This is a genomic window from Streptomyces sp. NPDC048171, from assembly GCF_043202655.1.
Taxonomy (GTDB): Bacteria; Actinomycetota; Actinomycetes; order Streptomycetales; family Streptomycetaceae; genus Streptomyces.
Map to the genome: position 1 here is coordinate 252,296 of NZ_JBIDAU010000008.1, position 23,648 is coordinate 275,943.

Annotated in this window: 11 protein-coding genes; 10 read left to right on the forward strand and 1 reads right to left on the reverse strand. The window is 72.6% G+C overall.

Translation table 11 applies throughout. The features are described 5' to 3' along the window. Nucleotides 1-165: 165 nt before the first annotated feature. Nucleotides 166-2,031: a CocE/NonD family hydrolase gene (locus tag ACGF3J_RS23715; RefSeq protein WP_393854681.1), complete on the forward strand. Its 1,866-nt coding sequence runs from the start codon at nt 166-168 to the stop codon at nt 2,029-2,031. 39 nt (nt 2,032-2,070) lie between these two features. Then, nucleotides 2,071-2,310, forward strand: a complete 240-nt coding sequence (locus ACGF3J_RS23720; RefSeq protein WP_161331582.1) for a DUF5302 domain-containing protein — start codon at nt 2,071-2,073, stop codon at nt 2,308-2,310. 74 nt (nt 2,311-2,384) lie between these two features. On the opposite strand, the gene ACGF3J_RS23725 is transcribed toward ACGF3J_RS23720, so the two are convergent. Further along, nucleotides 2,385-3,332, reverse strand: coding sequence for a methionyl-tRNA formyltransferase (locus ACGF3J_RS23725; RefSeq protein WP_393854682.1), 948 nt, complete (start codon nt 3,330-3,332; stop codon nt 2,385-2,387). A 235-nt stretch (nt 3,333-3,567) separates the two neighbouring features. Here ACGF3J_RS23725 and ACGF3J_RS23730 point away from each other — a divergent pair, with 235 nt between their 5' ends. The 8 genes from ACGF3J_RS23730 to ACGF3J_RS23765 all read left to right on the forward strand — a co-directional run bounded on the left by ACGF3J_RS23730 (nt 3,568) and on the right by ACGF3J_RS23765 (nt 23,630). Next, on the forward strand, nt 3,568-4,923 hold the full coding sequence (locus ACGF3J_RS23730) for a lysine N(6)-hydroxylase/L-ornithine N(5)-oxygenase family protein (protein WP_393854683.1): 1,356 nt from the start codon (nt 3,568-3,570) through the stop codon (nt 4,921-4,923). A gap of 11 nt (nt 4,924-4,934) precedes the next feature. Next, nucleotides 4,935-5,993, forward strand: coding sequence for a FecCD family ABC transporter permease (locus ACGF3J_RS23735; protein WP_386930993.1), 1,059 nt, complete (start codon nt 4,935-4,937; stop codon nt 5,991-5,993). Nucleotides 5,994-6,004: 11 nt separating this feature from the next. Next, nucleotides 6,005-7,093 carry a FecCD family ABC transporter permease gene (locus ACGF3J_RS23740; protein WP_393854684.1) on the forward strand — a complete coding sequence of 363 codons (1,089 nt, stop codon included), beginning with the start codon at nt 6,005-6,007 and terminating at the stop codon, nt 7,091-7,093. Between the two features lie 39 nt (nt 7,094-7,132). Beyond that, entirely contained in the window at nt 7,133-7,996 is an 864-nt protein-coding gene (locus tag ACGF3J_RS23745; RefSeq protein ID WP_161332224.1) for an ABC transporter ATP-binding protein, read from the forward strand. Between the two features lie 87 nt (nt 7,997-8,083). Continuing rightward, complete coding sequence (locus ACGF3J_RS23750) at nt 8,084-9,139, forward strand: iron-siderophore ABC transporter substrate-binding protein (RefSeq protein WP_161332225.1); 1,056 nt, start codon at nt 8,084-8,086, stop codon at nt 9,137-9,139. Nucleotides 9,140-9,141: 2 nt separating this feature from the next. Next, a complete protein-coding gene (locus ACGF3J_RS23755; protein ID WP_393854685.1) occupies nt 9,142-10,929 on the forward strand; it encodes an ABC transporter ATP-binding protein in 1,788 nt (595 codons plus the stop codon). Nucleotides 10,930-10,999: 70 nt separating this feature from the next. Continuing rightward, complete coding sequence (locus ACGF3J_RS23760; RefSeq protein WP_393854686.1) at nt 11,000-21,943, forward strand: amino acid adenylation domain-containing protein; 10,944 nt, start codon at nt 11,000-11,002, stop codon at nt 21,941-21,943. Next, complete coding sequence (locus tag ACGF3J_RS23765) at nt 21,930-23,630, forward strand: ABC transporter ATP-binding protein (RefSeq protein WP_393854687.1); 1,701 nt, start codon at nt 21,930-21,932, stop codon at nt 23,628-23,630. Before ACGF3J_RS23760 ends, ACGF3J_RS23765 begins: the two co-directional genes overlap by 14 nt. The last annotated feature ends 18 nt before the right edge of the window (nt 23,631-23,648 follow it).

Sequence of the window (23,648 nt, forward strand, 5' to 3'; positions counted from 1 at the left end):
ATCTGCCCACGGCAGAGCCGGAGTCGGACGCCCCATCGACGTACGAGGGCTTCACTGCTAAACCTGCACAGCAGCCTGCACCGTCGCTACCACCTGCGCCATCTACGCCATCCGCACCATCCTGCACCACCTCACCACCTGCACCCACCGTCCAAGGAGGAGCATGTGAGAGCACGTCGCGCCGTCGTCCGAAGCGCCTCGGCCCTGGTCGCCGTCCTCGCCCTGACCGCCGGTCTCGCCGGCCCCGCCGTCGCCGCGCACGAGGGACAGGCCCGACCGGCCGCCACCACGGCCGACCCCGTCACGCACGAGGAGAACGACCGCGTCCCGGAGGGCTCGGTCTGGACCCAGCACTACTTCCCGTCCGCCGACCGCTCCGGCACCCGGCTCCACGCCGACGTCCTGCTGCCCGAGGGGATGACACGGCGTGAGAAGGTGCCGGTGATCCTGTCCGTCGGCCCGTACTTCGCCCACGCCGGCCAGACCGGGCCGGAGGGCTGGACCCACACCGGCCCCTCCGCCCGGTTCCAGGACTTCATCGAGGGCACCGACCTGTTCGACCAGGGCTACGCCTTCGTCATGGTGGACCTGCGCGGCTTCGGCGGCTCCACCGGCTGCCTCGACTGGGGCGGCCCCGGCGAACAGGCGGACGTCCGGGCGGCGATCGACTGGGCCTCCCGGCAGCCGTGGTCCACCGGCGCGGTGGGCATGTACGGCAAGTCGTACGACGCCGTCACCGGCCTCATCGGCAACAACCTGGACCAGCGTGCGCTCAAGGCCGTCGTAGCCCAGGAGCCGCTGTGGGACATGTACCAGTACATCTACTCCAACGGCGTGCCCCGCCCGAACGTGACCGGAACGGCGAACGCCTACAACTCCATCGCCACCATGGCGCCCATGCCGGACGACGACCCGCGCTACCGGGCGGCCGCGCTCCACGAGGAGACCCATCCGGAGTGCCTGACCGAGAACTCGGCCGGCTACCGGATATCCGACCAGCGGGACGAGCACTGGACCTCCCGTGACCTGGCGAGGATGGCGAAGGGCAGCGACACCCCGCTGTTCGTCACGCAGGGCTTCATCGAGAACAACACCAAGCCCGAGGAGATGGAGGAGTACCTCGACAACCACAGGGGCCCCGAGCGCGGCTGGGTCGGCCAGTGGGACCACGTGCGCGGCGGGGACCGCACCGGTGACGGCCGCCTGGCGATGGGCCGCGAGGGCTGGTACGAGGAGACCCTGTCGTTCTACGACCAGTACCTCAAGGGCGTGCGGCCGTCGGTGCGTTACCCGGCCTACGCCGTCGAGGACTCCACCGGCGCCTGGCGCGCCCAGCGCACCTGGCCCGTCACGGAGCGGTCGGTGACCCTTCCGCTCGGTGACGGCTCCTACGTCGACGACGGCGGGGCGTCCGCCCGCGCGGCGCTGGCCGCACCGGGGCGGCCGGCGCCCGCGGCACCGCCGCAGCCGACCGGACGGTGGGACATGGAGAACGCCCCCGCGATCGAGCGCCCGGCCCCGGAAGGACTGGCCGCGGAGCTGGCGGAGCGTCAGCGGGACGGTGAGGTCGCCTCCAGTTTCTTCGTGTGGTCCGAGCCGCTGAGGAGGCCCGTACGGGTCACCGGCACCCCTCGGCTGTCCCTGAAGGCGAAGGGCGAGGGCAACGTCATGGTCAAGCTGTACGACGTCGCCCCGGACGGCACCGCCGTCATGTTCGACGAACAGGTCTCCCTGGTGGACTCCGGCCGGCTGGCCGTCGACCTGAAGGCCACCGACTGGACCCTGGCCGCGGGGCACGTGCTGGCCGTGGAGATCGGGTCGATCCAGACCGGGTCGTGGCGGGACACCCCCTCCGGCGAGACCATCCGGGTCAGTGACGCCGGGCTGCGGCTCGCCCTCGACGACCCGGCCGACGACGTCGCCACCCCCGGTGACCGCTCGCCCTACCTGGACACGTACCTGAGTCAGTACACGGTGACCCTGCCGGCCGGGCCGGGGACATTTTCGGTGGTTCCGGGTCGCCGGCCGTGACAAGCTGTGCTCCTGATTGTCCGAGCCCAGGAGGTCGTCATGACTGAAGAGTCTTCATCGCAGGCAGGTTCGGAACCGGCGGAGGACGAGCGCCCCGCCCTGACACCCGACGAGGACGGTCAGTACGACCTGAAGGGCAAGTTCCGCGAGGCCCTGGAGCGCAAGCGCGGCAAACAGGCGGAGGCCGCGGCCCTCGCCTCGAACGCCGACGTGGCGAAGATCCGCGGCACCCACGGTCCGGCCGCCGGCCAGCGGTCGTTCCGGCGCAAGAGCGGCTGAGACCGCGACCGGTCGTACGGGGCGGGGCCCGGCCGTGGCAGCACGGCCGGGCCCCGTCCGTCATGCGGGGCCGGTCACGGGCGGCTGGTCAGATAGCCGCCCATCGAGGTGAAGTACTCGGCCGCGGACAGCTCCCGGCCGTCCTCCGTCCGCACCCGCGTGATGGCCAGGCCGTGACTGCGGCCAGCCCGGGCGTCGGCTCCGGCGACGATCACCACGCCGTCGCCCTCGCGGTAGAAGACGCGGCCGGGCGTACCGCCGTAGCGGCCCCGCGAGACCACCGCGGCGAGCACCTCCAGCCGCCTGCCCCGGTGGAAGGTGAAGGCGCTGGGGTAGGGCTCCGACTGGGCGCGGACCAGGCGCTCCAGGTCCTCGGCCGGCCAGTTCCAGTCGATCCGGATGTCCTCGGCGGACCGCTTGTGGAAGAAGTTCGCCTGCGACCGGTCCTGCTTGGTGAACTCGGTCTGCCCGGCGGCGATGAGGCCCAGAGCGCCCACGGTGACCGGGGCGATGAGGTCGACCGTCTTGTGGAAGAGGTCGGTCGCGGTGTCCGTCGGTCCGACCGGCACCGCCTCCTGCCGGACGATGTCGCCGGCGTCCAGCTCGTCGTTCATCATGTGCGCGGTGACGCCCACTTCGGACTCGCCGTTGAGCAGGGCCCAGATCAGCGGGGAGAACCCGGCGTACTTCGGCAGCAGCGAGTCGTGCACGTTGAGCGTGCCGTGACGGGGGAGCCCGAAGATGCGCGGAGGGATCCAGGTCCGCCAGTTGTTGGCCACGATGATGTCCGGGTCCGCGTCCTTGAGGCGCTCGAACAACTCGTCGTCGTCGGGCCGGTTGCGGATCAGTACGGGGACGCCGTGCTCCTCGGCGAGGTCGGCGACGGAGTCGCTCCAGATCTTCTCGTAGGCGTGCTCGCTCCTGGGGTGGGTCACGACCAGTACCACGTCGTGTTCGGAGTCCAGGAGGGCTTGCAGGGTCCGGTGCCCCCAGGTCTGGTAACCGAACATGACGACCCGCATGGGGTACCTCCTCAAGGCAGGGGCTGACCCGGCAAGTTGAGCAAGGCGTACCTTAGTGTGCAACGTCGGTGCGCAACAGCCCAGTTGGTGGCCGTGCGCTCCGGTTCGCCCTATCGACAGCTTCAAAGGCTTAGCTTAGGCTCACCTAAGTTTCCGGCGGGCGGCTCCGTCGGCATGTCCCATTCCGGCATCCCCCCAGGCCTCACAGGCGACTGTCCCGCACGATGGGAGTGACATGTCACAGGTTCTTCCTGATGACGCAACGCTGGTCCACGACCTCATTGGCATCGGCTTCGGCCCGTCCAATGTCGCCATGGCGATCGCGATCCGCGAGCACAACGCACAGGCCGGCACTCAGGAGGCGGTCAGCGCCCGCTTCTTCGAGCAGCAGCCCCGCTTCGGCTGGCACCGCGGCATGCTGATCGACGACGCGACGATGCAGGTGTCCTTCCTCAAGGACCTGGTGACACTGCGGAACCCGGCCAGCGAGTTCAGCTTCCTCTGCTACCTGCAGAGCAAGGGCCGGCTGATCGACTTCATCAACCACAAGAACCTCTTCCCGCTGCGCGTGGAGTTCCACGACTACTTCGAGTGGGCCGCCGCCAAGGTCGACGACCAGGTCTCCTACGGCCACGAGGTGGTCGGCGTCGCACCCGTGGAGCGCGACGGAGCCGTCGACCACCTCGAGGTGACGGTCCGTTCGGGCCAGGGCCTGGAGGTGCACCGGGCGCGCAACCTCGTCGTCGGCACCGGCCTGCGCCCCCTGATGCCGGAGGGCGTCGAGCGCGGCGACCGGATCTGGCACAACTCCGAACTGCTGGCGCGGGTGGACGCGTTGGAGGGCACCTCGCCCTCCCGGTTCGTGGTCGTCGGCGCCGGACAGAGCGCCGCCGAGAACGTCGCCTACCTGCACCGCCGCTTCCCCGGGGCCGAGGTGTGCGCGGTCTTCGCCCGCTACGGCTACAGTCCCGCCGACGACAGCGGCTTCGCCAACCGGATCTTCGACCCGGCCGCCGTGGACGACTACTTCGCCGCGCCCGGCAGCGTCAAACGCCGGCTGATGGACTACCACGGCAACACCAACTACTCCGTGGTGGACATCGACCTGATCGACGAGCTGTACCGGCAGATGTACCGGGAGAAGGTCCTCGGCACCGAGCGGCTGCGCTTCCTCAACGTCTCCCGGCTCACCGACGTCAAGGAGACCTCCGACCGGGTCCGTGCCACCGTGACCTCCCTGGTCACCGGCGAGGAGACGCTCCTCGACGCGGACGTCGTGGTCTTCGCCACCGGCTACCTCCCGGCCGACCCCCTCGGGCTGCTCGGCGAGGTCGCGGACCGCTGCCTGCGCGACGACGAGGGCCTGGTGCGGGTCGAGCGCGACTACCGCGTCGCCACCGACCCCGCACTGCGCTGCGGCATCTACCTCCAGGGCGGTACCGAGCACACGCACGGCATCACGTCGTCGCTGCTCTCCAACACCGCGATCAGGGTGGGCGAGATCCTGGAGTCCCTGGTCGACCGGAACCTGAAGTCCGCCTCCGACGAGGCCCGGACCATCGCCGACGGAGCCGGCGGCGGCGCGCGTTAGTGTACGTCGCCATGACCACGACTGCGGTTGAGCGCCCCGCGCCCGGGGGCACGACGGAGGCCCGTCGCAGACGGGTTGCCGGTTTGGGCGTACTCGCGGTGCTGCTCGTGCTCGCCGCGGCGGCCTCATTGGCCGTCGGCGCGCGGGCGTTGACCCCCGCCGAGGTCTGGCACGGGCTGACGGCCGCACCCGAGGCCGACCAGCGGCTCACCGAGATCAGGCTCATCGTGCGGACCGTGCGGGTGCCCCGCACGGTCCTCGCGGTCGTGGCGGGCATCGCCCTCGGGGCCGCCGGGGCGCTGATCCAGGGGTACACCCGCAACCCCATCGCCGACACCGGGCTGCTGGGGATCAACGCCGGCGCCTCCTTCGCCGTGGTCTCGGCGATCGCCCTGCTCGGCCTGACCGACCCGTTCCTCTACGTCTGGCTCGCCTTCCTGGGCGCCGGGCTCGCCGGTGCCGTGGTGTTCGGGCTGTCGAGCATCGGCCGGGGGGCGGGCAACCCGCTGACCCTCGCCCTGGCCGGCCAGGGGATCGCGGTCTTCCTCGCGGCGATGACCACGGCGGTCTCACTGACGGACAAGGCCTCGCTGAACGCGCTGCGGTTCTGGAACGCGGGCTCGCTGGCCGGCGTCGGGTTCGACGTCATCGGTCCGGTGTCGGCGTTCATCGCCGCCGGGCTGCTGCTCGCGCTCACCACGCTGCCCGCCGTCAACCTCCTCAACCTCGGTGAGGACGTGGCACGCGGGCTCGGGGTGAACGTCGCGCGGAGCCGGACGGCCGGCATCGTCGCCATCACCCTGCTCGCGGGCGCGGCCACCGCGGCCTGCGGTCCCATCGCCTTCCTCGGGCTCATGGTGGCCCATGTCGCGCGGTACCTCACCGGGCCGGACTACCGCTGGCTGGTGCCGTACGCCGGTCTGCTCGGCGCGGTGGTACTGCTGGTCTGCGACATCGTGGGACGCCTGGTGGTGCGGCCCGGGGAACTGGACGCCGGGGTCGTCGTCTCGCTGCTGGGGGCGCCGTTCTTCGCCGTACTGGTGTGGCGCGGAAAGTTCAAGAACACGTGAGCGGGGCGGACGTGAAGGCAGACGGGACGGACGTGCGGCCGGGTGGGGCTCACGTGAGCGCGTCGGTGGCGCCGGGAGTGCGGCTCGGCGGTGTGTCGTTCGTGTGGCGGCCCTGGACCGCGGGGGTCACGCTCCTGCTGGCGGCGGCGGCCTTCCTGGTGTTCTGCCTGTCCATCGGCGTCGGTGACTTCCCCATCGGGCTGCCCAGGGTCCTCGCCACGATCGTCGGCCGGGGCGAGCAGGTCGACGAGTTCGTCATCCTGGACCTGCGGATGCCCCGCGCGCTGGCCGGGCTCGTGGTGGGCATCGCGCTCGGGGTGTCCGGCGCGCTCACCCAGTCCATCGCGCGCAACCCGCTGGCCAGCCCCGACGTCCTCGGCATCACCAGCGGCGCGGGCGCGGTGGCGGTGTTCCTGGTGACCGTGTCGGGCGGCGCCGCGACGGCCGTCGTCGACTCCGTGGGCCTGTCGGCGGCGGCGCTCGCGGGCGGGCTCGGGACCGGCCTGCTGGTCTACTTCCTGGCGTGGCGCCGCGGGATCGACGGCTTCCGGCTGATCCTCATCGGCATCTCGGTGACCGCCGTCATGCAGGCGATCACGACCTGGCTGCTGGCCACCGCCGACATCAGGGACGTGGCCCGGGCCCAGGCGTGGCTGGTGGGTTCGCTGGACAACCGGTCCTGGGACGAGGTGCGGGTGGCGCTCTGGTGCACGCTCGCACTCCTGGCCGTCGTGGCGTGCGCCGCCTTCCAGTTCAAGCCGATGCACTTCGGTGACGAGATCGCCGCGGGTCTCGGCGTCCGCTACGGGGCGGTGCGCGCGGTTCTGCTGCTGTGCGCCGTGCTGCTTGCCGGCGTGGCGGTGAGCGCGGCCGGACCGGTGCCGTTCGTGGCCCTGGTGTCGCCCCAGGTGGCGATGCGGCTGGCGAGGTGCCCGACGCCGCCGCTGGCTGCCTCCGGCATGGTGGGCGCCCTGCTGCTGACCGGATCGGACGTGGTCGCTCGCACGGCACTGCCGGTCTCGCTGCCCGTCGGCGTGGTCACCGCGGCGATCGGCGGGCCCTTCCTCGTCTATCTGCTGGTGCGGGCGAACCGCCGATAGCTGGTACAAAGTAAGGCGAGCCTAATGGAGGGGGGCCTTGTGGCCGTTGAGTCCATCACCGGGGCCGGGACGGAAGTCGGCGGCGCCACGCGGCTGGCCGCCAGGTCGGTGGCGGTCGGGTACGGGGCCCGGCCGGTCATCGACGGGCTCGACGTGGCGATCCCGCCCGGGGTGATCACCACCATCATCGGCCCCAACGGCTGCGGAAAGTCCACCCTGTTGCGGACCCTGTCCCGGCTGCTGAAGCCGACCAGCGGCACGGTCGTGCTGGACGGCGAGGACATCGCGGGGCTCAGGACCCGGGACGTCGCCAAGAAGCTCGGACTGCTGCCGCAGGCACCGGTCGCCCCCGAGGGCCTGACCGTGTCCGACCTGGTCGCCAGGGGCCGCCACCCGCACCAGAGCTGGCTCAGGCAGTGGTCGTCGGACGACGCGGCCGTGGTGGGCCGCGCGCTGGCCATGACCGGGGTGTCCGACCTCGCGGACCGTCCGGTCGACTCGCTCTCCGGCGGGCAGCGTCAGCGCGTCTGGATCTCCATGACCCTGGCACAGGGCACCGACCTGCTGCTCCTCGACGAGCCCACCACCTACCTGGACCTGGCGCACGCGATCGACGTGCTCGACCTCGTGGACGACCTGCACGAGTCCGGGTGCACGGTCGTCATGGTGCTGCACGACCTCAACCTCGCCACCCGCTACAGCGACAACCTCGTCGTGATGCGGGACGGGGCCATCCTGGCCCAGGGGCATCCGCGGGAGGTCATCACCGCCGAACTGCTGCACGAGGCCTTCGGGCTGCGCGCCAAGGTGATCGACGACCCCGTGGGGGACCGGCCCCTCATCGTGCCCATCGGGCGGGCCCACGTGGAACTGGACCCGGTTTCCCCGGAGTTGTCACGGTGAGGGTAGGCTAACCTCACTCGGGCGCGATAAGATTCGCTGCCCTCAGAACGGGGCGCAGTGGACGGCGCGACAGCAAGGGATCTCCGGATGCTCCTCAGAACGACGCGTATGACGCCCTGGCGACGACTGGCGGCGGCACTCTCCGCCGCCGCACTCGGCGTCGGCCTCCTCGCGGGGTGCGGCTCCGACTCGGACGACTCGTCGGACAGCGCGAGCGGCGACAAGGCGACCGCCGGCGCCGGCGCGTTCCCGGTCACCGTGGAGCACGCGTTCGGAACCACGAAGGTCGCCAAGGCACCCGAGCGGGTCGTCACCGTCGGCTACACGGACGACCAGACCGTCCTGGCCTTCGGCGTCAAGCCCGTCGGCATGGTCGACCAGTACCCGAACCCGGAAGGGCAGAGCCCCGACATCAACACCCAGTGGCCGTGGGTGAAGGAGAAGTGGGGCGACGCCAAGCCCGAGGTCGTCATGAAGAACGGTGACACCGGCCCCAACTTCGAGAAGATCGCCGCACTGCGCCCCGACCTGATCGTCGCGGTGTACTCCGAGGTCGACCAGGCCTCCTACGACAAGCTCTCCAAGATCGCGCCGACCGTGGGACGCACCAAGGCGGAGAAGGAGCCGTTCAGCGCCCCGTGGCAGGACAACGCCCTGCACATCGCCAAGGCCCTCGGCAAGGCCGAGGAGGGCGAGAAGATGGTCGCCGACATCCAGGGCAAGCTCGACGCGGCCAAGCAGGCGCACCCCGAGTTCGCGGACCAGACCGCCGTCGCACTCTCCTGGTACAAGGACTCGGTGGCCCCGTTCACCTCCACCGACGTGCGCGGACGCCTGCTGACGGGCATCGGCTTCAAGTACCAGACCAAGATCGACGAGGTCGCCGGCGGCGACTTCTACACCACGCTCTCGCCCGAACGCGTCGACCTGGTCGACGTCGACCGCGTCTTCGTCATCAACGACAAGGCGGACCAGGACGCGTTGAAGAAGTTCAAGCTCTTCACCAACCTCGACGCCGCCAAGAACGGCAAGGTGACCTACCTCCTCGACAGCGAGGGCCCGGCGGTCGGCGCGGCCATCTCCCAGGGCACCCTGCTGTCGATGCCGTACGCGGTCGACGAACTCGTCAAGTCGGCCGGGTAGGTGTGAGCGCCACGGACACCCGGGTCGCCCCGGCCGCCCTGCGCACGGCGACCGGACGCGAAGCCACCCGCTGGGTCGGGGCGCACTGCCGTGAGGTGCCGTGGCTGACCCTCGCCACGGCACTCACCACGGTGGCCGGAGCGGCTCTCCAGGTCCTCCCCGTGCTGCTGCTCGGCCAGGTGGTCGACGCCGTGGTCGGCGGCGATTCGCGCTCGGTCCTGGTCACGATCGGCGCCGTGATGGTGGTGGCCGCGCTGCTCGGCGCGGCCGCCACCGCGGTGTCGACGTACCTGATCGGGCGGCTCGGCGCCGACCTGCTCGCACGGCTGCGGGAGGGCGCCGTCCGCGCGGTGCTGGCCATGCCGAGCGCCCGTGTCGAGCAGGTCGGCCGCGGCGACGTGCTGTCCCGCGTCGGCGACGACGTGGGCGTCCTCTCCAAGGGCATCCGTACGGCCGTCCCCACGGTCTTCTCGGCGGGGGTCCTGGTCGTCATCGCCACGGCCGGCATGTTCGGCCTGGACTGGCGGCTCGGTCTCGCGGGCGCGGGCGCGCTGCCCGCGTACGCGCTGGCCCTGCGCTGGTACCTCCCGCGCTCCGCCCCGCTCTACCAGCGGCAGCGGGTGGCCCAGGCCGACCGTGCCCAGGCCCTGATCAGCGGTCTCAACGGCATCGACACGGTGCGGGCGTACCGGCTGGAGGACGCCTTCCGCGAACAGGTCACCCGTGAGTCGTGGCGGGTGCGCGATCTCGGGATCGAGGTGTTCCGGTTCTTCGGACGGTTCGTCGGCCGGGAGAACCGCGCCGAGTTCATCGGCCTGACGCTCATCCTGGTGGTCGGGTACGCCCTGCTGGAGGCTGACGCCGCCACGCTCGGCGAGGTGTCGGCGGCCCCGCTGCTCTTCCACCGGCTGTTCACGCCGCTCGGCGCCATCATGTTCACCTTCGACGAGGCGCAGAAGTCGGGTGCGAGCCTGACCCGGCTGGTCGGCGTGGTCGGCGAGGACGCCGAGGACCGGCTGGTGGGCGACGCCTCGGTCGGGCCCGCGGCCGCCGGGGCGCACCCGGTGCGGGTGGAGGGGCTGACGTTCACCTACCCGGGGGGTGAGGAGCCGGTCCTCAGGGACGTCGACCTGACGATCCCCGCCGGTGGTTCGCTCGCCCTGGTCGGCGCCACGGGCGCGGGGAAGACGACGCTGGCCGCGCTGATCGCGGGCATCGGGACTCCGCAGGCGGGATCGGTGCGGGTCGGGGCGACCGACCTGGCCGGACTGGACGAGGCCGGCGCGCGCTCCCTGGTGACCATCCTCACCCAGGAGACACACGTGTTCTCCGGGCCGCTCGCCGACGACCTGCGGCTGGCCGCGCCGGAGGCCACCGACGCCGAACTCGCCGACGCCCTGCGGACGGTGGGCGCCGACAGGTGGGTCGACACCCTGCCCGAGGGGCTGGACACCCTGGTGGGGGAGGGCGGTGAGCGCCTCGACGTGACCAAGGTTGCCCAGGTCGCCCTCGCCCGGCTGGTGTTGAGCCGCTCACCCGTGGTGGTGCTGGACGAGTCCACGGCGGAGGCGGGCAGCGAGGGCGCCGCCGAGCTGGAACGCGCCGTGCTCGCCGCGTGCGCCGGCCGGACCACGCTGTTCGTGGCGCACCGGCTCACCCAGGCGATGGCGGCGGACCGGATCGCCGTCCTGGACGCCGGGCGGGTCGTGGAGGAGGGGACGCACGACGAACTGGTGGCGCTCGGCGGGCGGTACGCGCGGCTGTGGCAGGCCTGGCGAGAGGGCAGTTAGTCAAGGGTAGTTAGGCAAGCCTTAGTTAGGTTAGCCTGCGTTCATTCCTTGGAAGGGCGTGGATTCTTCGATGATGGAACCGACCGCTCGTCTCGTACTGCTCTCTCCCCGGCACCTGACCGACATCCGCCGGCGTACCGGGGACTTCGCCGACCGGACCATCGCCGCGGCGTGCGCCGTCGGACTGTCGTACTGGGCGACGGGCCGGAGCCCCGCCGGACTCGACCTCACCGCGGGCACCCTCTTCGGCGACGTGCTCGGCTGGGTTGCCAACGGAGGCTCCACGCCCGGCGGTTGGGAGGTCGCGGCGGACGGCCGGAGCATCACCCTCCCGGACGGCGTCGTACCGGACGACGCGCAGCTCGCGCTCGACGACCTGGCCGACTTCCCGGACCGGCCCCTCGGCACCATCGGCCCCTCCGGCCCGGCGGCCCGGCTGGCGAGCCTGGCCGCGTGGAACGACACCGACGTCGACCGGGCGCGTCCCACGCTCGTGGAGATGTTCCTCGCCCAGGCGCGCACCAGACCGGACGCCATCGCCGTGGTCGACGAGCACCGCTCGCTGACCTACCGTCAGACGGCGGCCATGTCGGCCCAGCTGGCCCACGTGCTGGCCGGACGCGGGCTGGCCGCGGAATCCGCCGTGGGCATCTCCCTGGAGCGCTCCGCCGACATGGTCGTCGGGCTGCTCGGTGTGCTCCGGGCGGGCTGCGCGTTCGTGCCGCTCGATCCGCACTGGCCGGCCGAGCGCCGGGCCGTCGTCATCGAGGACGCCGGGGTCGTCGTACAGCTCAACGCCACCGGCGAACACACCCCGGGCGAACCGGAGGCCCTCGCCGTCGACCTCGGCGACTGGCGCTACGGGTCCCACCCCGCCGAGGCGTCGGCAACCTCCGTCCGGGGCGACGGACTCGCCTACGTCATCTTCACCTCCGGGTCGACCGGACGGCCCAAGGGCGCCATGATCCGCCACGAGGCGATCAGCGAACGGCTGCTGTGGCAGGCCCAGGACATCCTGGGCTTCGGACCCGACGACGTGTCGCTGTTCAAGGCGCCGCTGTCCTTCGACATCTCCGTCAACGAGATCTTCCTGCCGCTGGTCCGCGGCGGCCGGCTCGTGGTCCTGCGCCCGGGCGGCGAACGCGACCCCCACCACCTGCTCGGCGTCATCGCCGAACAGCGCGTCACCTTCACCTATCTCGTCTCGTCCATGCTGGACGTCCTGCTGGAGATGGCGGGCGACTCCGGGCGACTCGACAGCCTGCGCCACGTGTGGTGCGGCGGCGAGGTGCTGACCCCCGAGCTGTACGAACGCTTCCGCACCCGGCTCGACATCCCCCTCTACCACGGCTACGGACCGGCGGAGACGACCATCGGCGTCTCCCACGTCGTCTACCGGGGCGCGGCGGAACGCCTGTCGACGTCCATCGGAAAGGCCAACCCCAACACCCGGCTCTACGTCCTCGACGACGAACTGCGCCCCGTCCCCGTGGGCGTCGGCGGCGAACTGTACGTCGGCGGCTTCCTCCTGGGCCGCGGGTACGTGGGCGCGCCCGGCCTGACCGCGTCCCGGTTCGTGGCCAACCCCTTCGCCGACGACGGGTCCAGGCTCTACCGGACCGGAGACCTCGCGCGCTACGCCCCCGACGGCTCGCTGGACTTCCTCGGCCGCGCCGACAACCAGGTCAAGATCCGCGGCATGCGCCTGGAGATCGAGGACGTCGAGATCGGTCTCGCGGAACACCCCGGAGTGCGCCACACCTGCGTCGTCGCCAGGAAGAACGCCGCCGGCGGCACTTACCTCGTGGGCTACGTCATCCCCGCCGCCGGCCACGAGGACCTCCGTGCCGACGACGTCAAGGCGTGGGCCGGCGCGCACATGGTGGAGTACATGGTGCCCACCCACGTCGTCGTGACGGCCGAATTTCCGCTCACCGCCAACGGCAAGATCGACCGCCACGCGCTGCCGGAGCCCGTGACCGGTGCCGCCGCTTCCGTGCCGCCGTCGACCGCGAACGAACGCGCGGTGTGCGCGGCGGTCGCGGCGCTCCTGCGACTGGACGAGGTCGGCGTCGACCAGGACTTCTTCCAGCTCGGCGGGGACAGCATCCTGGCGATCTCCCTGCTCGGCGCGTTGCGCGAGGCGGGCCTCTACGTGACGGCCCGGCAGATCTTCACCCACAGCACCGTGGGAGCGCTGGCCGCCGTGGCGAGCCGCGAGGACACCACGGCCGTGGACCACCGCGACGTCCCGGCCGGCACCGTCGTGGGGTCCCCCGTCGTGCAGTGGCTCGGCGAGACCACGGACGCCGTCGACGGCTTCGTGCAGTCGGTCGTCCTGAACACCCCGGCCGACCTCGGCGCGGACGCCCTCGACGCCGTCCTCACCGCCCTGACCAGCCGGCACCCCATGCTCCGCGCCCGGCTGGTGCGCGGCGACCGCTGGGGCTTCGACATCCCCGACGCGGCCCCGGCCGCGGCCCCCTGGCAGGAGAGCGACCGGCCCCTCGACGCGTGCGTCACCCTGGCCACCGAGGCACTGGACCCCGAGTCCGGCGCCATGCTGAGCGCCGTCTGGCGGCGCGCCGCACGGCAGTTGGTCGTGGTCATCCACCACGTCGTGATCGACGGTGTGTCCTGGCGGGTACTCATGGAAGACCTGGCCACAGCGTGGCGGCAGTTCTCCTCGGGCGCACCCGTCGAACTTCCCCCCGAGGGGACGTCGTTCCGGCGCTGGACCCAGCTGCTCGAGCGTGCCGCCTTCGACGCCGACAGCGCCCCCTTCCGGCGCCCGCTGCCGGGCCCGGACGAGCCGGTGGGCCGCCGCGCGCCGGCCGTGACCGACACCGTGGCGAGGGAACGGGTCCGCACCCTGTCCCTCGACGCGGCCTCCACCGCCGCCGTCCTCGGTGAGACACCCGCCAGATTCCACGCGGGCGTCAACGACGTCCTGCTGACCGCACTCGCCGTCGCCCTCGCCCGCCGGCGCCGCGACCTCGGCCAGACCCAGACCTTCGCGCACATCGAGCTGGAGGGCCACGGCCGCGAGGGACGCTTCGTCGCCCCGTCCGCCGGTTTCGAGCCCGAACTCTCGCGGACCGTCGGCTGGTTCACCACTCTCTTCCCGGTCACCGTGGACCCCGGCACCGCCCCCGACCCGACCGCACCGGCCTACCTGGCCACCGCGCTCAAGGCGGTGAAGGAAGACCTCGCGCGCGTACCCCACAACGGCGTCTCCTACGGCGCCCTCCGCCATCTGGCCGGAGTCTCCTTCGACGCACCGGCACCCCAGGTACTCTTCAACTACCTCGGCCGGTTCGAAGCCGGGGGCTCCGGCGAGTGGCAACTCGCGCGCAACACGGAGCAGCTGGGTGAGAAGCGCGACCCGCGCATGCGCCTGCCCCGCGCCCTGGAGTTCAACGCCGTCGCCGAACCCGGCACGGACGGCGCGTACCAGCTCGTCACCACCCTCTCCTGGCCCGAGGGCATGTTCACCGACGAGGACATCACCACCCTCGGCGGCTACTACCTGGACGCGCTGAGCGGCCTGGCCGCACTCGACCGCGGCGGCCACACACCCAGCGACTTCCGGCCCCTGTCCCTCACCCAGGCCGACGTCGACACCCTGGACGGACCCGCGCTGCGGGACATCCTCCCGCTGACCCCCTTGCAGGAGGGCCTGTACTTCCACTCGATCTACGACGACGACGCGACCGGCAGCTACGTCGAGCAGCAACTGCTGACCCTGGACGGCGAGGTCGACACCGGCCGGCTCGCCACGGCGGCCACCCGCCTGCTCAGCCTGTACCCGAACCTGACCGCGCGGTTCACGGCCCTCGACGACGGCCGGGTGGTCTCCGTCCTGGAGAACGGCGTCCAGGCGCCCTTCACCGTGCTCGACCGCCCCGGCATCACCGACGACGAGATCCGCGAGTACGCCGAGCGCGACCGCCGCGCCGGGTTCGACCTGGCCACCGGCCCGCTGATGCGGTACACCCTCGTCCGCACGGGGGACGGCCGGCACGTCCTGGTACAGACGGTGCACCACATCATCGCCGACGGCTGGTCGGTGCCGCCCATGCTGCGCACCCTCCTCGCCGAGTACCACGCGCCGGGCACCGTCCACCCGCTCGGCGGCTTCCCCGACCACGTGCGCCGCCTCGCCGCACGCGACGACGAGGAGAGTGACCGGGTCTGGGGCGAGCAGCTCGCCGGACTGCCCGGCCCCTCGCTGGTCGCCGAGGGCCACACCCCCTCCGACCACTTCGCGGACACCGCCGTGGTGCCGGAGACCGACGTCGAGGCCGCCGCCCGCGCGGCCGGCGTGCCGCTCAGCGTCGCCGTGCACGGCGCCTGGGCCCTGACCCTGGGCTCCGTCCTGGGCCGCGACGACGTCGTGTTCGGCTCCACGGTCTCCGGGCGCGACGCCGACGTGCCCGGCATCGAGGACATGGTCGGCCTCTTCATCAACACCATCCCCCTGCGCGCCCGGTGGACCGGCACCACGACGGCACGCGACCTGCTCGCCGCCGTCCGGGAGCACCAGAGCGCGGTCCTGCCGCACCAGCATGTCCCGCTCGCCGGGATCACCCGGCGGACCGGCACGGGACCCCTCTTCGACACCCTCGTGGTGTTCGACGTCGCGACCGACACCACGGACCTGCGTCGACCCGGCGACACACTGGCCGTCACCGACATCGTGAACGAGGGCGCCCCGCACTACCCCCTGACCCTCGTGGTGGAACGCACCCCCGAGGGCCGACCGCGCTTCAACCTCATCCACGACGCCGAGCTGCTGCGCGAACCGCGGGCCCGACGCGTCCTGCACACCTTCACCCGCACCCTCACCGGCCTGCTCACCCGCCCGGACACCCCGGCCGGCCACCTCGCCCATGCGGAGTCCTCGCGCGTCGAACCGGTCGCCCCCGCCACTCTGGGCGGACTCTTCGACGCCGCCGCACGCCGCGACCCCGCCGCCACCGCCGTCACCCAGTGCGCCCTCGACGGCACCACCCGGTCCCTGACCTACGGCGAACTGGCGCACGCCAAGGACGATCTCGCCGCCGTCCTGCGCGCGGCCGGCGTGGCACCGGGCGGGCGCGTCGCCGTCGCCGTCCCGCGCTCCGTCGAGCAGGTCGTCGCCCTGGTCGCGGTGGTCGGCGCGGGCGGAGCGTACGTGCCGCTGGACCTGGCCTACCCGGACGAGCGGCTGGAGTACGTCCTGGCCGACGCCGCGCCGCAGGTCGTCCTCGTGGCCCCGCAGCAGCGCGACCGCTTCACCCGGCTGCTGGACCGCGCGGGCGTCACGGCCCGGGTGCTCGTCCAGGGGGAGGAGCCCGTACCGGCCGGCGCCGGGCCGGGTCCCGAGGCCGACTGGCGCGACCCCGCCTACATCATCTACACGTCCGGCTCGACGGGCCGGCCCAAGGGCGTCGTCGTCCCGCACGCCGCCGTGGTGACCCTGCTCGCCCACACGCGGCCCGCCATGGAGTTCGGCCCGCACGACGTGTGGGTCCAGTTCCACTCCTTCTCCTTCGACTTCGCGGTCTGGGAACTGTGGGGCGCGCTGACCCACGGCGCCGAACTGCTGGTGCCCGACTACGCCCTGACCCGTTCCCCGGTCGACTTCCACCGCCTGGTCCGCGAGCGCGAGGTGACCGTCCTCAACCAGACGCCGTCCGCGTTCCACCAGTTCGCAGAGGCCGACCGGCACGCCGGTGGACCGCTCCCCGCACTGCGCCGGATCATCTTCGGCGGCGAACCGCTGGACCTGGGACGCCTGCGCGACTGGGTCGAGCGGCACGGCACCGCCTCGCCCGAGCTGGTCAACATGTACGGCATCACCGAGACCACGGTCCACGTCACCCACCGGGTCCTGACCGACGCGGACTTCGGCACCGACGACGACGCCAGCCCCATCGGCGGCCCGATCCCCGGCCTGGTCACCCACCTGCTCGACGACCGGCTCCGGCCGGTACCGCCGGGACGGGTGGGCGCCATCTACGTCGCCGGCGACCAGGTGTCCCTGGGCTACCTGGGCCGGCCGGGCCTCACCGCCGGGCGATTCGTGGCCGACCCGTTCGCCGGTGACGGCTCCCGCATGTACCACACGGGCGACCTCGCCCGCCGCACGCTCGACGGCGAGCTGGAGTTCGCGGGCCGCGCCGACGACCAGGTGCAGCTCAAGGGGTTCCGCATCGAGCCCGGCGAGGTGGAGTCCGCGCTGCGGGACCTCGACGGGGTGGTGGACGCGGCCGTCACGGTGGCGGACACCGGCGACCACCTGGTGGCCCACGTCGTGGGCCGGGTGCCCGACGGCCTCACCGCCCTCCTGGCGGCGAAGCTGCCCGCGCACATGGTGCCGGGCCGGGTGCTGCCCGTGGACGCCCTCCCGCTGACGGTCAACGGCAAACTGGACCGCGGCGCCCTGACCGCGCGCGCCGCCGCGGCATCCCGTGACGCGGCGCCGCCGCAGGACACGGCCTGCGGCGGCCGGCCCGGAGTCGCGCCGGTGACGGACCCGGGCGCCGACGCCCTCGCCCCGCTCCTCGGCATCTTCACCGAGACGCTGCCCGGCGCGGTCGTGGACGCCGACACCGACTTCTTCACCGCCGGCGGCGACAGCATCGTCGCCATCACCGTGATCAACCGCGCCAGGGCGCTCGGCCTGCCGATCACCCCGCGCGACGTGTTCCTGCTGAGGACCCCGCGCGCCCTGGCCCACCACCTCGGCACCACCGGCGCCCCGCACACCGAGACCCCCGCACCCGCTCCCCGCGAGGACGGCCCGCTGCCCCTCACGCCGATCATCCTGCGTCGACGCGAACTGGGCGGCCCGCTCGCCCGGTTCGCCCAGGCCAGGACACTCACCGTCCCCGGGGAGGCCGGACCCGCCGACGTGCGCCGCGCCGCCCAGGCCGTCGTGAGCGCGCACCCGGCGCTCAGGCTGCGCCTGCGCGTCCGGCACGGCGTGTGGTCCCTGACCACGGAGCCCGACCGCGAGGTGACGGTCGTCCGCACGGACGGGACCGACGCGACCGCCGCCGCCGACCTGGCCGCCGGCCGGCTCGACCCCGAGTTGGGCGAGGTCGTCGCGTTCACCTGGCTGGAGACGAGCCGCACCCTGGTCGTCGTCGTGCACCACCTCGCCGTGGACGCAGTGTCCTGGCTGATCCTGCTGGACGACCTGGCCGAGGCCCTGCGCGGGACGGCCCCGGCACCGGCGACCACCTCCTACGCCGAGTACGCCGAAGCGCTGACGTACCGGTCCGCCACCGCCGTCGACGACCTGGACCACTGGCTCACCGCACTCGCGGCCCCCACGCCCCTGCCCCCGGCCACCGGACTGCGCCAGACCACGGCCGTCCTCGCGCCCGAGGTGAGCGGACGCCTGACGCGTACCGCGCCCGCCGCACTCGGCCTCGGTCTCACCGAGCTGCTGTGCGGCGCGCTGCGCACGGCACTCACCCGAGTCCAGGCGTCGCCCACCGACCTGGCGATCGACCTGGAGCGGCACGGCCGCGTCCCGGCCCTCGCACACCACGACTACACCCGCACCGTCGGCTGGTTCACCGCCATCGCGCCGGTACGGCTCACCCCGCACACCGACCCCGTCGCCGCCGCGCACGAGCTCACCGAACGGCAGCCCGACGAGGACGCGCACGCCGCCTACGGCCGGCTCAGGTACCTCAATCCGCAGACCGCCCCGCTCTTCGGCACCCATCCGCAGGTGCTGTTCAACTATCTGGGCCGTGGCGGTGAATCCGAGGCGCCGCGCCTGACCGGCGTGGACGGGCACAGCCCGTACGCCGTCGAGGTGAACGCGTGGACCGACGCGGCGACCGGCGCCCTGCACGCGGAGTTCACCCTCGCCGAGGGCGTCCCCGACGCGATCACCGGGCACTGGCTGACGGCACTCGAACGGATCGCGGACGCCGCGCGGACCGCCGAGCGCACCGCGCCGGTCACCCCCCTCCAGAGGGGCCTGTTCTTCCAGGCCCAGTTGGCCGGCTCGACCGGGCACTACGTCGCCCAGAGCTACTTCACCTTCGAACGGCGCCTGGACACCGACGCGTTGGCCGAGGCGATGGCCTTCGTGATCGCCCGGCACCCGGCCGTGGGCGCGGGCTTCACCACGGACGACGACGGCGACCCCGTCCAGGTCCTCGCCGCCGGACGGCGGGTCGGCGTCCGCACCGTGGACGCGGCCACGGACGCGGAGGTCGAGGCGCTGCGGCTGGCCGACCGGGACACGGGATTCGACCCGGGTGCACCACCGCTGATCCGGCTGACCGTGGTGCGCCTGCCCGACGACCGCGACGGCCTGCTGCTCAGCTATCACCTGCTGCTGTGGGACGGCTGGTCGCGCGAGATCGTGCTGCGGGACCTCTTCGACGCCTACCGGGCCGTCCTCGCGGGCACGCTCCCCGTCGCGGTCCCGGCCACGCCCGGCTTCGAGGACCACGCGCGGGCGCTCGCCGCGAGGGATCCCGCCGCCTCCGAACGCTTCTGGGCGGAGTACCTGGCCGGGCTCCCCGGCCCGACCCTGCTGGCCGGACCCGCCCCGGCCCTCGCGGACGGCCTGCCGCGCGCACTCGTCCACACCCTGGGCGCCGAGGAGTCGGAACTGCTGCGGGCGGCGGCCAGGACGCACGGGGTCACGCTGAACTCCGTCCTCACCGGCGCGTTCGGCCTGCTCCTGGCCGCCCGGACCGGCCGCACCGACGCCGTGTTCGGCGTGACCGTCTCCGGCCGCGACGGCGAAGGGCTCGCCGACATCGTGGGCGTGCTGCTCAACACCGTGCCCACCTGGACCCGGGCCCGGCCGCACGACACGGTCCGCGACTACCTGACGGCGGTCCAGACCGCCAGGGCCGAGGCAATGGAGCACGAACACCTCGGGCTCGGCGAGATCCAGCGGGCCGGCGGCCACGGCACCCTCTTCGACAACCTGTTCGTGCTCCAGAACTTCCTGGACCTGGACGCCTTCGCCGAGATGAACGCCCGGCACGGCATCACCTCCGTGCGCGCCGACGACTCCACCCACTACCCGTTCACCTGGGTCGTCACCCCGGGCGACCGGCTCACCGTCAAGCTGGAGTACCGCGACCACGACACCGCGAACGCCCGGCGCCTCCTCGACGACTACCTGCGCGTCCTGGACGACCTGGCCCGGTCCACGGGCCCGTTGGGCGCGCTGCCCGGCCTGGGCTCCGAGCCCCGGCCCGTCGAACGCACCGACGTCGGCAGCGACACCGTCGTCGACCGCTTCGACCGGGCGGCCGACCACGACCCGCAGCGGGTGGCGCTCGTCGCCGACGGCTCCACCATGTCGTTCGCGGAACTCCGCGACCGCAGCCGCGCGGTGGCGGGCGTCCTCGCCGGGCGCGGCATCGGACCCGAGACGAACGTGGCCATCGCGGTCCCGCGCTCACTCGACTCCATCGTGGCCCTGTTCGCCGTACTGCGCGTCGGCGCCGCCTACGTGCCGCTGGAACTGGACCACCCCGACGAGCGGATCGCCGCGATCGTGGCGGACGCCCGCCCGGACGTCACCCTCACCGTGAGCGCCGTCTCGCCCCGGCTGACCGGCGACCTGATCGAGCTGGACCGCCCGCTGCCCGAGGCCGAGCCGTACCGCAGCTTCGCGCCGGACGATCCGCACCGGCTGCGGCACCCCGCGTACACCATCTACACCTCCGGATCGACCGGGAAGCCCAAGGGCGTGGTGACCGAGTACGCGGGACTGACCAACATGCTGGTCAACCACCAGCGCCGGATCTTCGAACCGGTGCTGGCCGAACACGGCCACCGGACCTTCCGGATCGCCCACACCGTGTCGTTCGCCTTCGACATGTCGTGGGAGGAACTGCTGTGGCTGGCCGACGGCCACGAGGTGCACATCTGCGACGAGGAACTGCGCCGTGACGCGCCCCGCCTGGTCGAGTACTGCCTCCGGCACGGCATCGACGTCGTCAACGTGACCCCGACCTACGCGCAGCAACTGGTCGCCGAGGGACTGCTCGACGACCCGGCCCGCCGGCCCGCGCTGGTGCTGCTGGGCGGCGAGGCCGTCACCCCGGCCCTGTGGCAGCGGCTCGCCGAGACCGAGGGGACCGTGGGCTACAACCTGTACGGGCCCACCGAGTACACCATCAACACCCTCGGCGTCGGCACCTTCGAATGCCAGGACCCGGTCGTCGGGGTCGCCATCGACAACACCGACGTGTACGTCCTGGACCCGTGGCTGCGACCGCTGCCCGACGGCGTCCCCGGGGAGCTGTACGTGTCCGGCATCGGCATCGCGCGCGGCTATCTCGGGCAGCCGGCGCAGACCTCGCACCGCTTCGTCGCCTGCCCCTTCGGCGCCCCCGGCGCCCGCATGTACCGCACCGGCGACCTCGTGCTGCGCCGCCCCGACGGCAACCTGATGTACCTCGGCCGCACCGACCAGCAGGTCAAGATCCGCGGCCACCGGGTCGAACTCGGCGAGGTGGAGGCGGTGTTCGCCGCGCACCCGGCGGTGCGGTTCGTCGCCGCCGTCGCCCAGCCCGACCCGCAGGTCGACGGCGCCCACCGGCTCGCCGCCTACCTCGTGCTGGACGGCGCCGACCTCGCGGCGGTCGCGGCCGAGGTCGGCGCCGGGCTGCCGGACTTCCTGCGCCCCACGCACTACGCGCAGGTCGACGCCATCCCGCTGACCGTGAACGGGAAGGCCGACACCAAGGCACTGCCCGAGGCCAGGCCGCTGGGCGCGCTGACCACGGCGGGGGAGCGCGGCCCGGAGACGGAGACCGAGACGACCGTGTGCGAGTTCTTCGCCGAGGCACTGGACCTGGACGACGACGAGGTGAGCGCGGTCAGCGACTTCACTGCCCTCGGCGGGCACTCCATGCTGGCGGTACGGCTGACCGGACTGCTCCGCCGGGAGTACGGTCCAGTGATCACGATCCGCGATCTGTTCACCCTGCGAACCCCGGAAGCGATTGCCCGCCACATCGATGAAGAATCCTGACAAGCAGCGGACCCGTCAGGGGGCCGACATCCTCCGCACCGCGCTGCGGCGCAATCTCGGCGCCATGGCCTGGGGCACCCTCCTCATGGGCCTCTACCAGGCCGCCGAGACCGCCTTCCCCATCGCGCTCGGACTGATCGTCGAACACACCATGCGGGACCGGAGTCCCGGCAGGCTCGGTGTCTCCATCGGCGCGCTGGCCGTGATCATCACGACCGTGTCGCTGTCGTGGCGGTACGGGATGCGGGTGCTCCAGAAGGCCAACACGACCGAGGCGCACCGCTGGCGGGTGCGGGTCGCGGGTCGCGGACTCCAGCCCGTGGCCCAGGACATCGACCTCAAGTCCGGCGAGGTGCTGACCATCGCCACCGAGGACGCCGACCAGACCGCCGACATCATCGAGGTGGTGCCGCTGCTGATCAGCTCGCTGGTCGCGGTGCTGATCGCGGCGGTCGCGCTCGGCCTGGCCGACATCCGGCTCGGCCTGCTGGTGATCGTCGGGACCGCCGCGATCCTGTCGGTCCTGAGCGTCATGTCCAGGCGGATCGGCTCCAGCACCCGTGAACAGCAGGCCCGGGTGGCCCGGGCGGGCGCCAAGGTCGCCGACCTGATCATCGGGCTCCGTCCGCTGCACGGCTTCGGCGGCAACCACGCGGCCTTCCGTTCGTACCGGAGGGTCAGCACCGAGGCGAAGCACCAGTCCATCACCGTCGCCCGGGTGAACGGCGTCTACGCGGGCACCGCGCTGGGCCTCAACGCGGTGCTCGCCGCCGCGGTGACCCTGACGGCGGGCTGGCTGGCCTTCGCCGGCCGGATCAACATCGGCGAACTCGTGATGGCCGTGGGGCTCGCGCAGTTCATCATGGAGCCGCTGAGGCTGTTCTCGGAGATGCCGAAGTACGTGATGATCGCCCGGGCCTCGGCCGATCGGATGGCGCTGGTGCTGACCGCGCCGCCGGTGACCACACCGGGCACCGGCCGGCCGGCCGCGGGCGCGGACCTGGAGGTCGACTGCGTACGGCACGGGACGCTGCGCAAGGTGCGGTTCCGGGTGGGCGCCGGCGAGTTCGTCGCGATCGCCGCCTACCAGCCGCGCGCCGCCGCCGACCTGGCCTCGGTCCTGGCGCTGCACGTCCCGCCCGACGGGTACGACGGGAGCGTGCGGCTCGGCGGACGCGACCTGGCCGACCTCCCGGTCGAGGCGGTCCGCGAGCGTCTGCTGGTCAACCCGTACGACGCGGAGATCTTCGCGGGCACCCTCCGCACGAACATCGACCCGTCGGGCACCGGCCGGACGGTCCCCGAGGCGGTCGAGGCGTCGATGCTGACCGACGTCGTCGCCCTGCACCGCGAGGGCCTCGACTACGCCGTCCGAGACCGCGGCGCCAACCTCTCCGGGGGACAGCGCCAGCGACTCTCCCTGGCCCGCGCCCTCGCCGCCGACACCGACGTCCTCGTCCTGCGCGACCCGACGACGGCCGTCGACGCGGTCACCGAACAGCTCATCGCCCGCAACGTCGCGAAGCTGCGCCGGGGCCGCACCACCCTGGTGATCACCAGCAGCCCCGCCCTCCTGGACGCCGCCGACCGCGTCCTCGTCCTCGACGAGGGCGTCATCACGGCCGAGGACACGCACCGCAACCTGCTCGCCACCGACGAGGAGTACCGCCTGGCGGTGACCCGGTGACGCAGGTCTCGCACAGGT

Excerpts from the sequence above, each read along its gene's own strand:
- ACGF3J_RS23720 (WP_161331582.1), top strand. The coding sequence starts at position 2,071 with ATGACTGAAGAGTCTTCATCGCAGGCAGGTTCGGAACCGGCGGAGGAC.
- ACGF3J_RS23725 (WP_393854682.1), bottom strand. The coding sequence starts at position 3,332 with ATGCGGGTCGTCATGTTCGGTTACCAGACCTGGGGGCACCGGACCCTG.
- ACGF3J_RS23730 (WP_393854683.1), top strand. The coding sequence starts at position 3,568 with ATGTCACAGGTTCTTCCTGATGACGCAACGCTGGTCCACGACCTCATT.
- ACGF3J_RS23735 (WP_386930993.1), top strand. The coding sequence starts at position 4,935 with ATGACCACGACTGCGGTTGAGCGCCCCGCGCCCGGGGGCACGACGGAG.
- ACGF3J_RS23750 (WP_161332225.1), top strand. The coding sequence starts at position 8,084 with ATGCTCCTCAGAACGACGCGTATGACGCCCTGGCGACGACTGGCGGCG.
- ACGF3J_RS23760 (WP_393854686.1), top strand. The coding sequence starts at position 11,000 with ATGATGGAACCGACCGCTCGTCTCGTACTGCTCTCTCCCCGGCACCTG.
- ACGF3J_RS23765 (WP_393854687.1), top strand. The coding sequence starts at position 21,930 with ATGAAGAATCCTGACAAGCAGCGGACCCGTCAGGGGGCCGACATCCTC.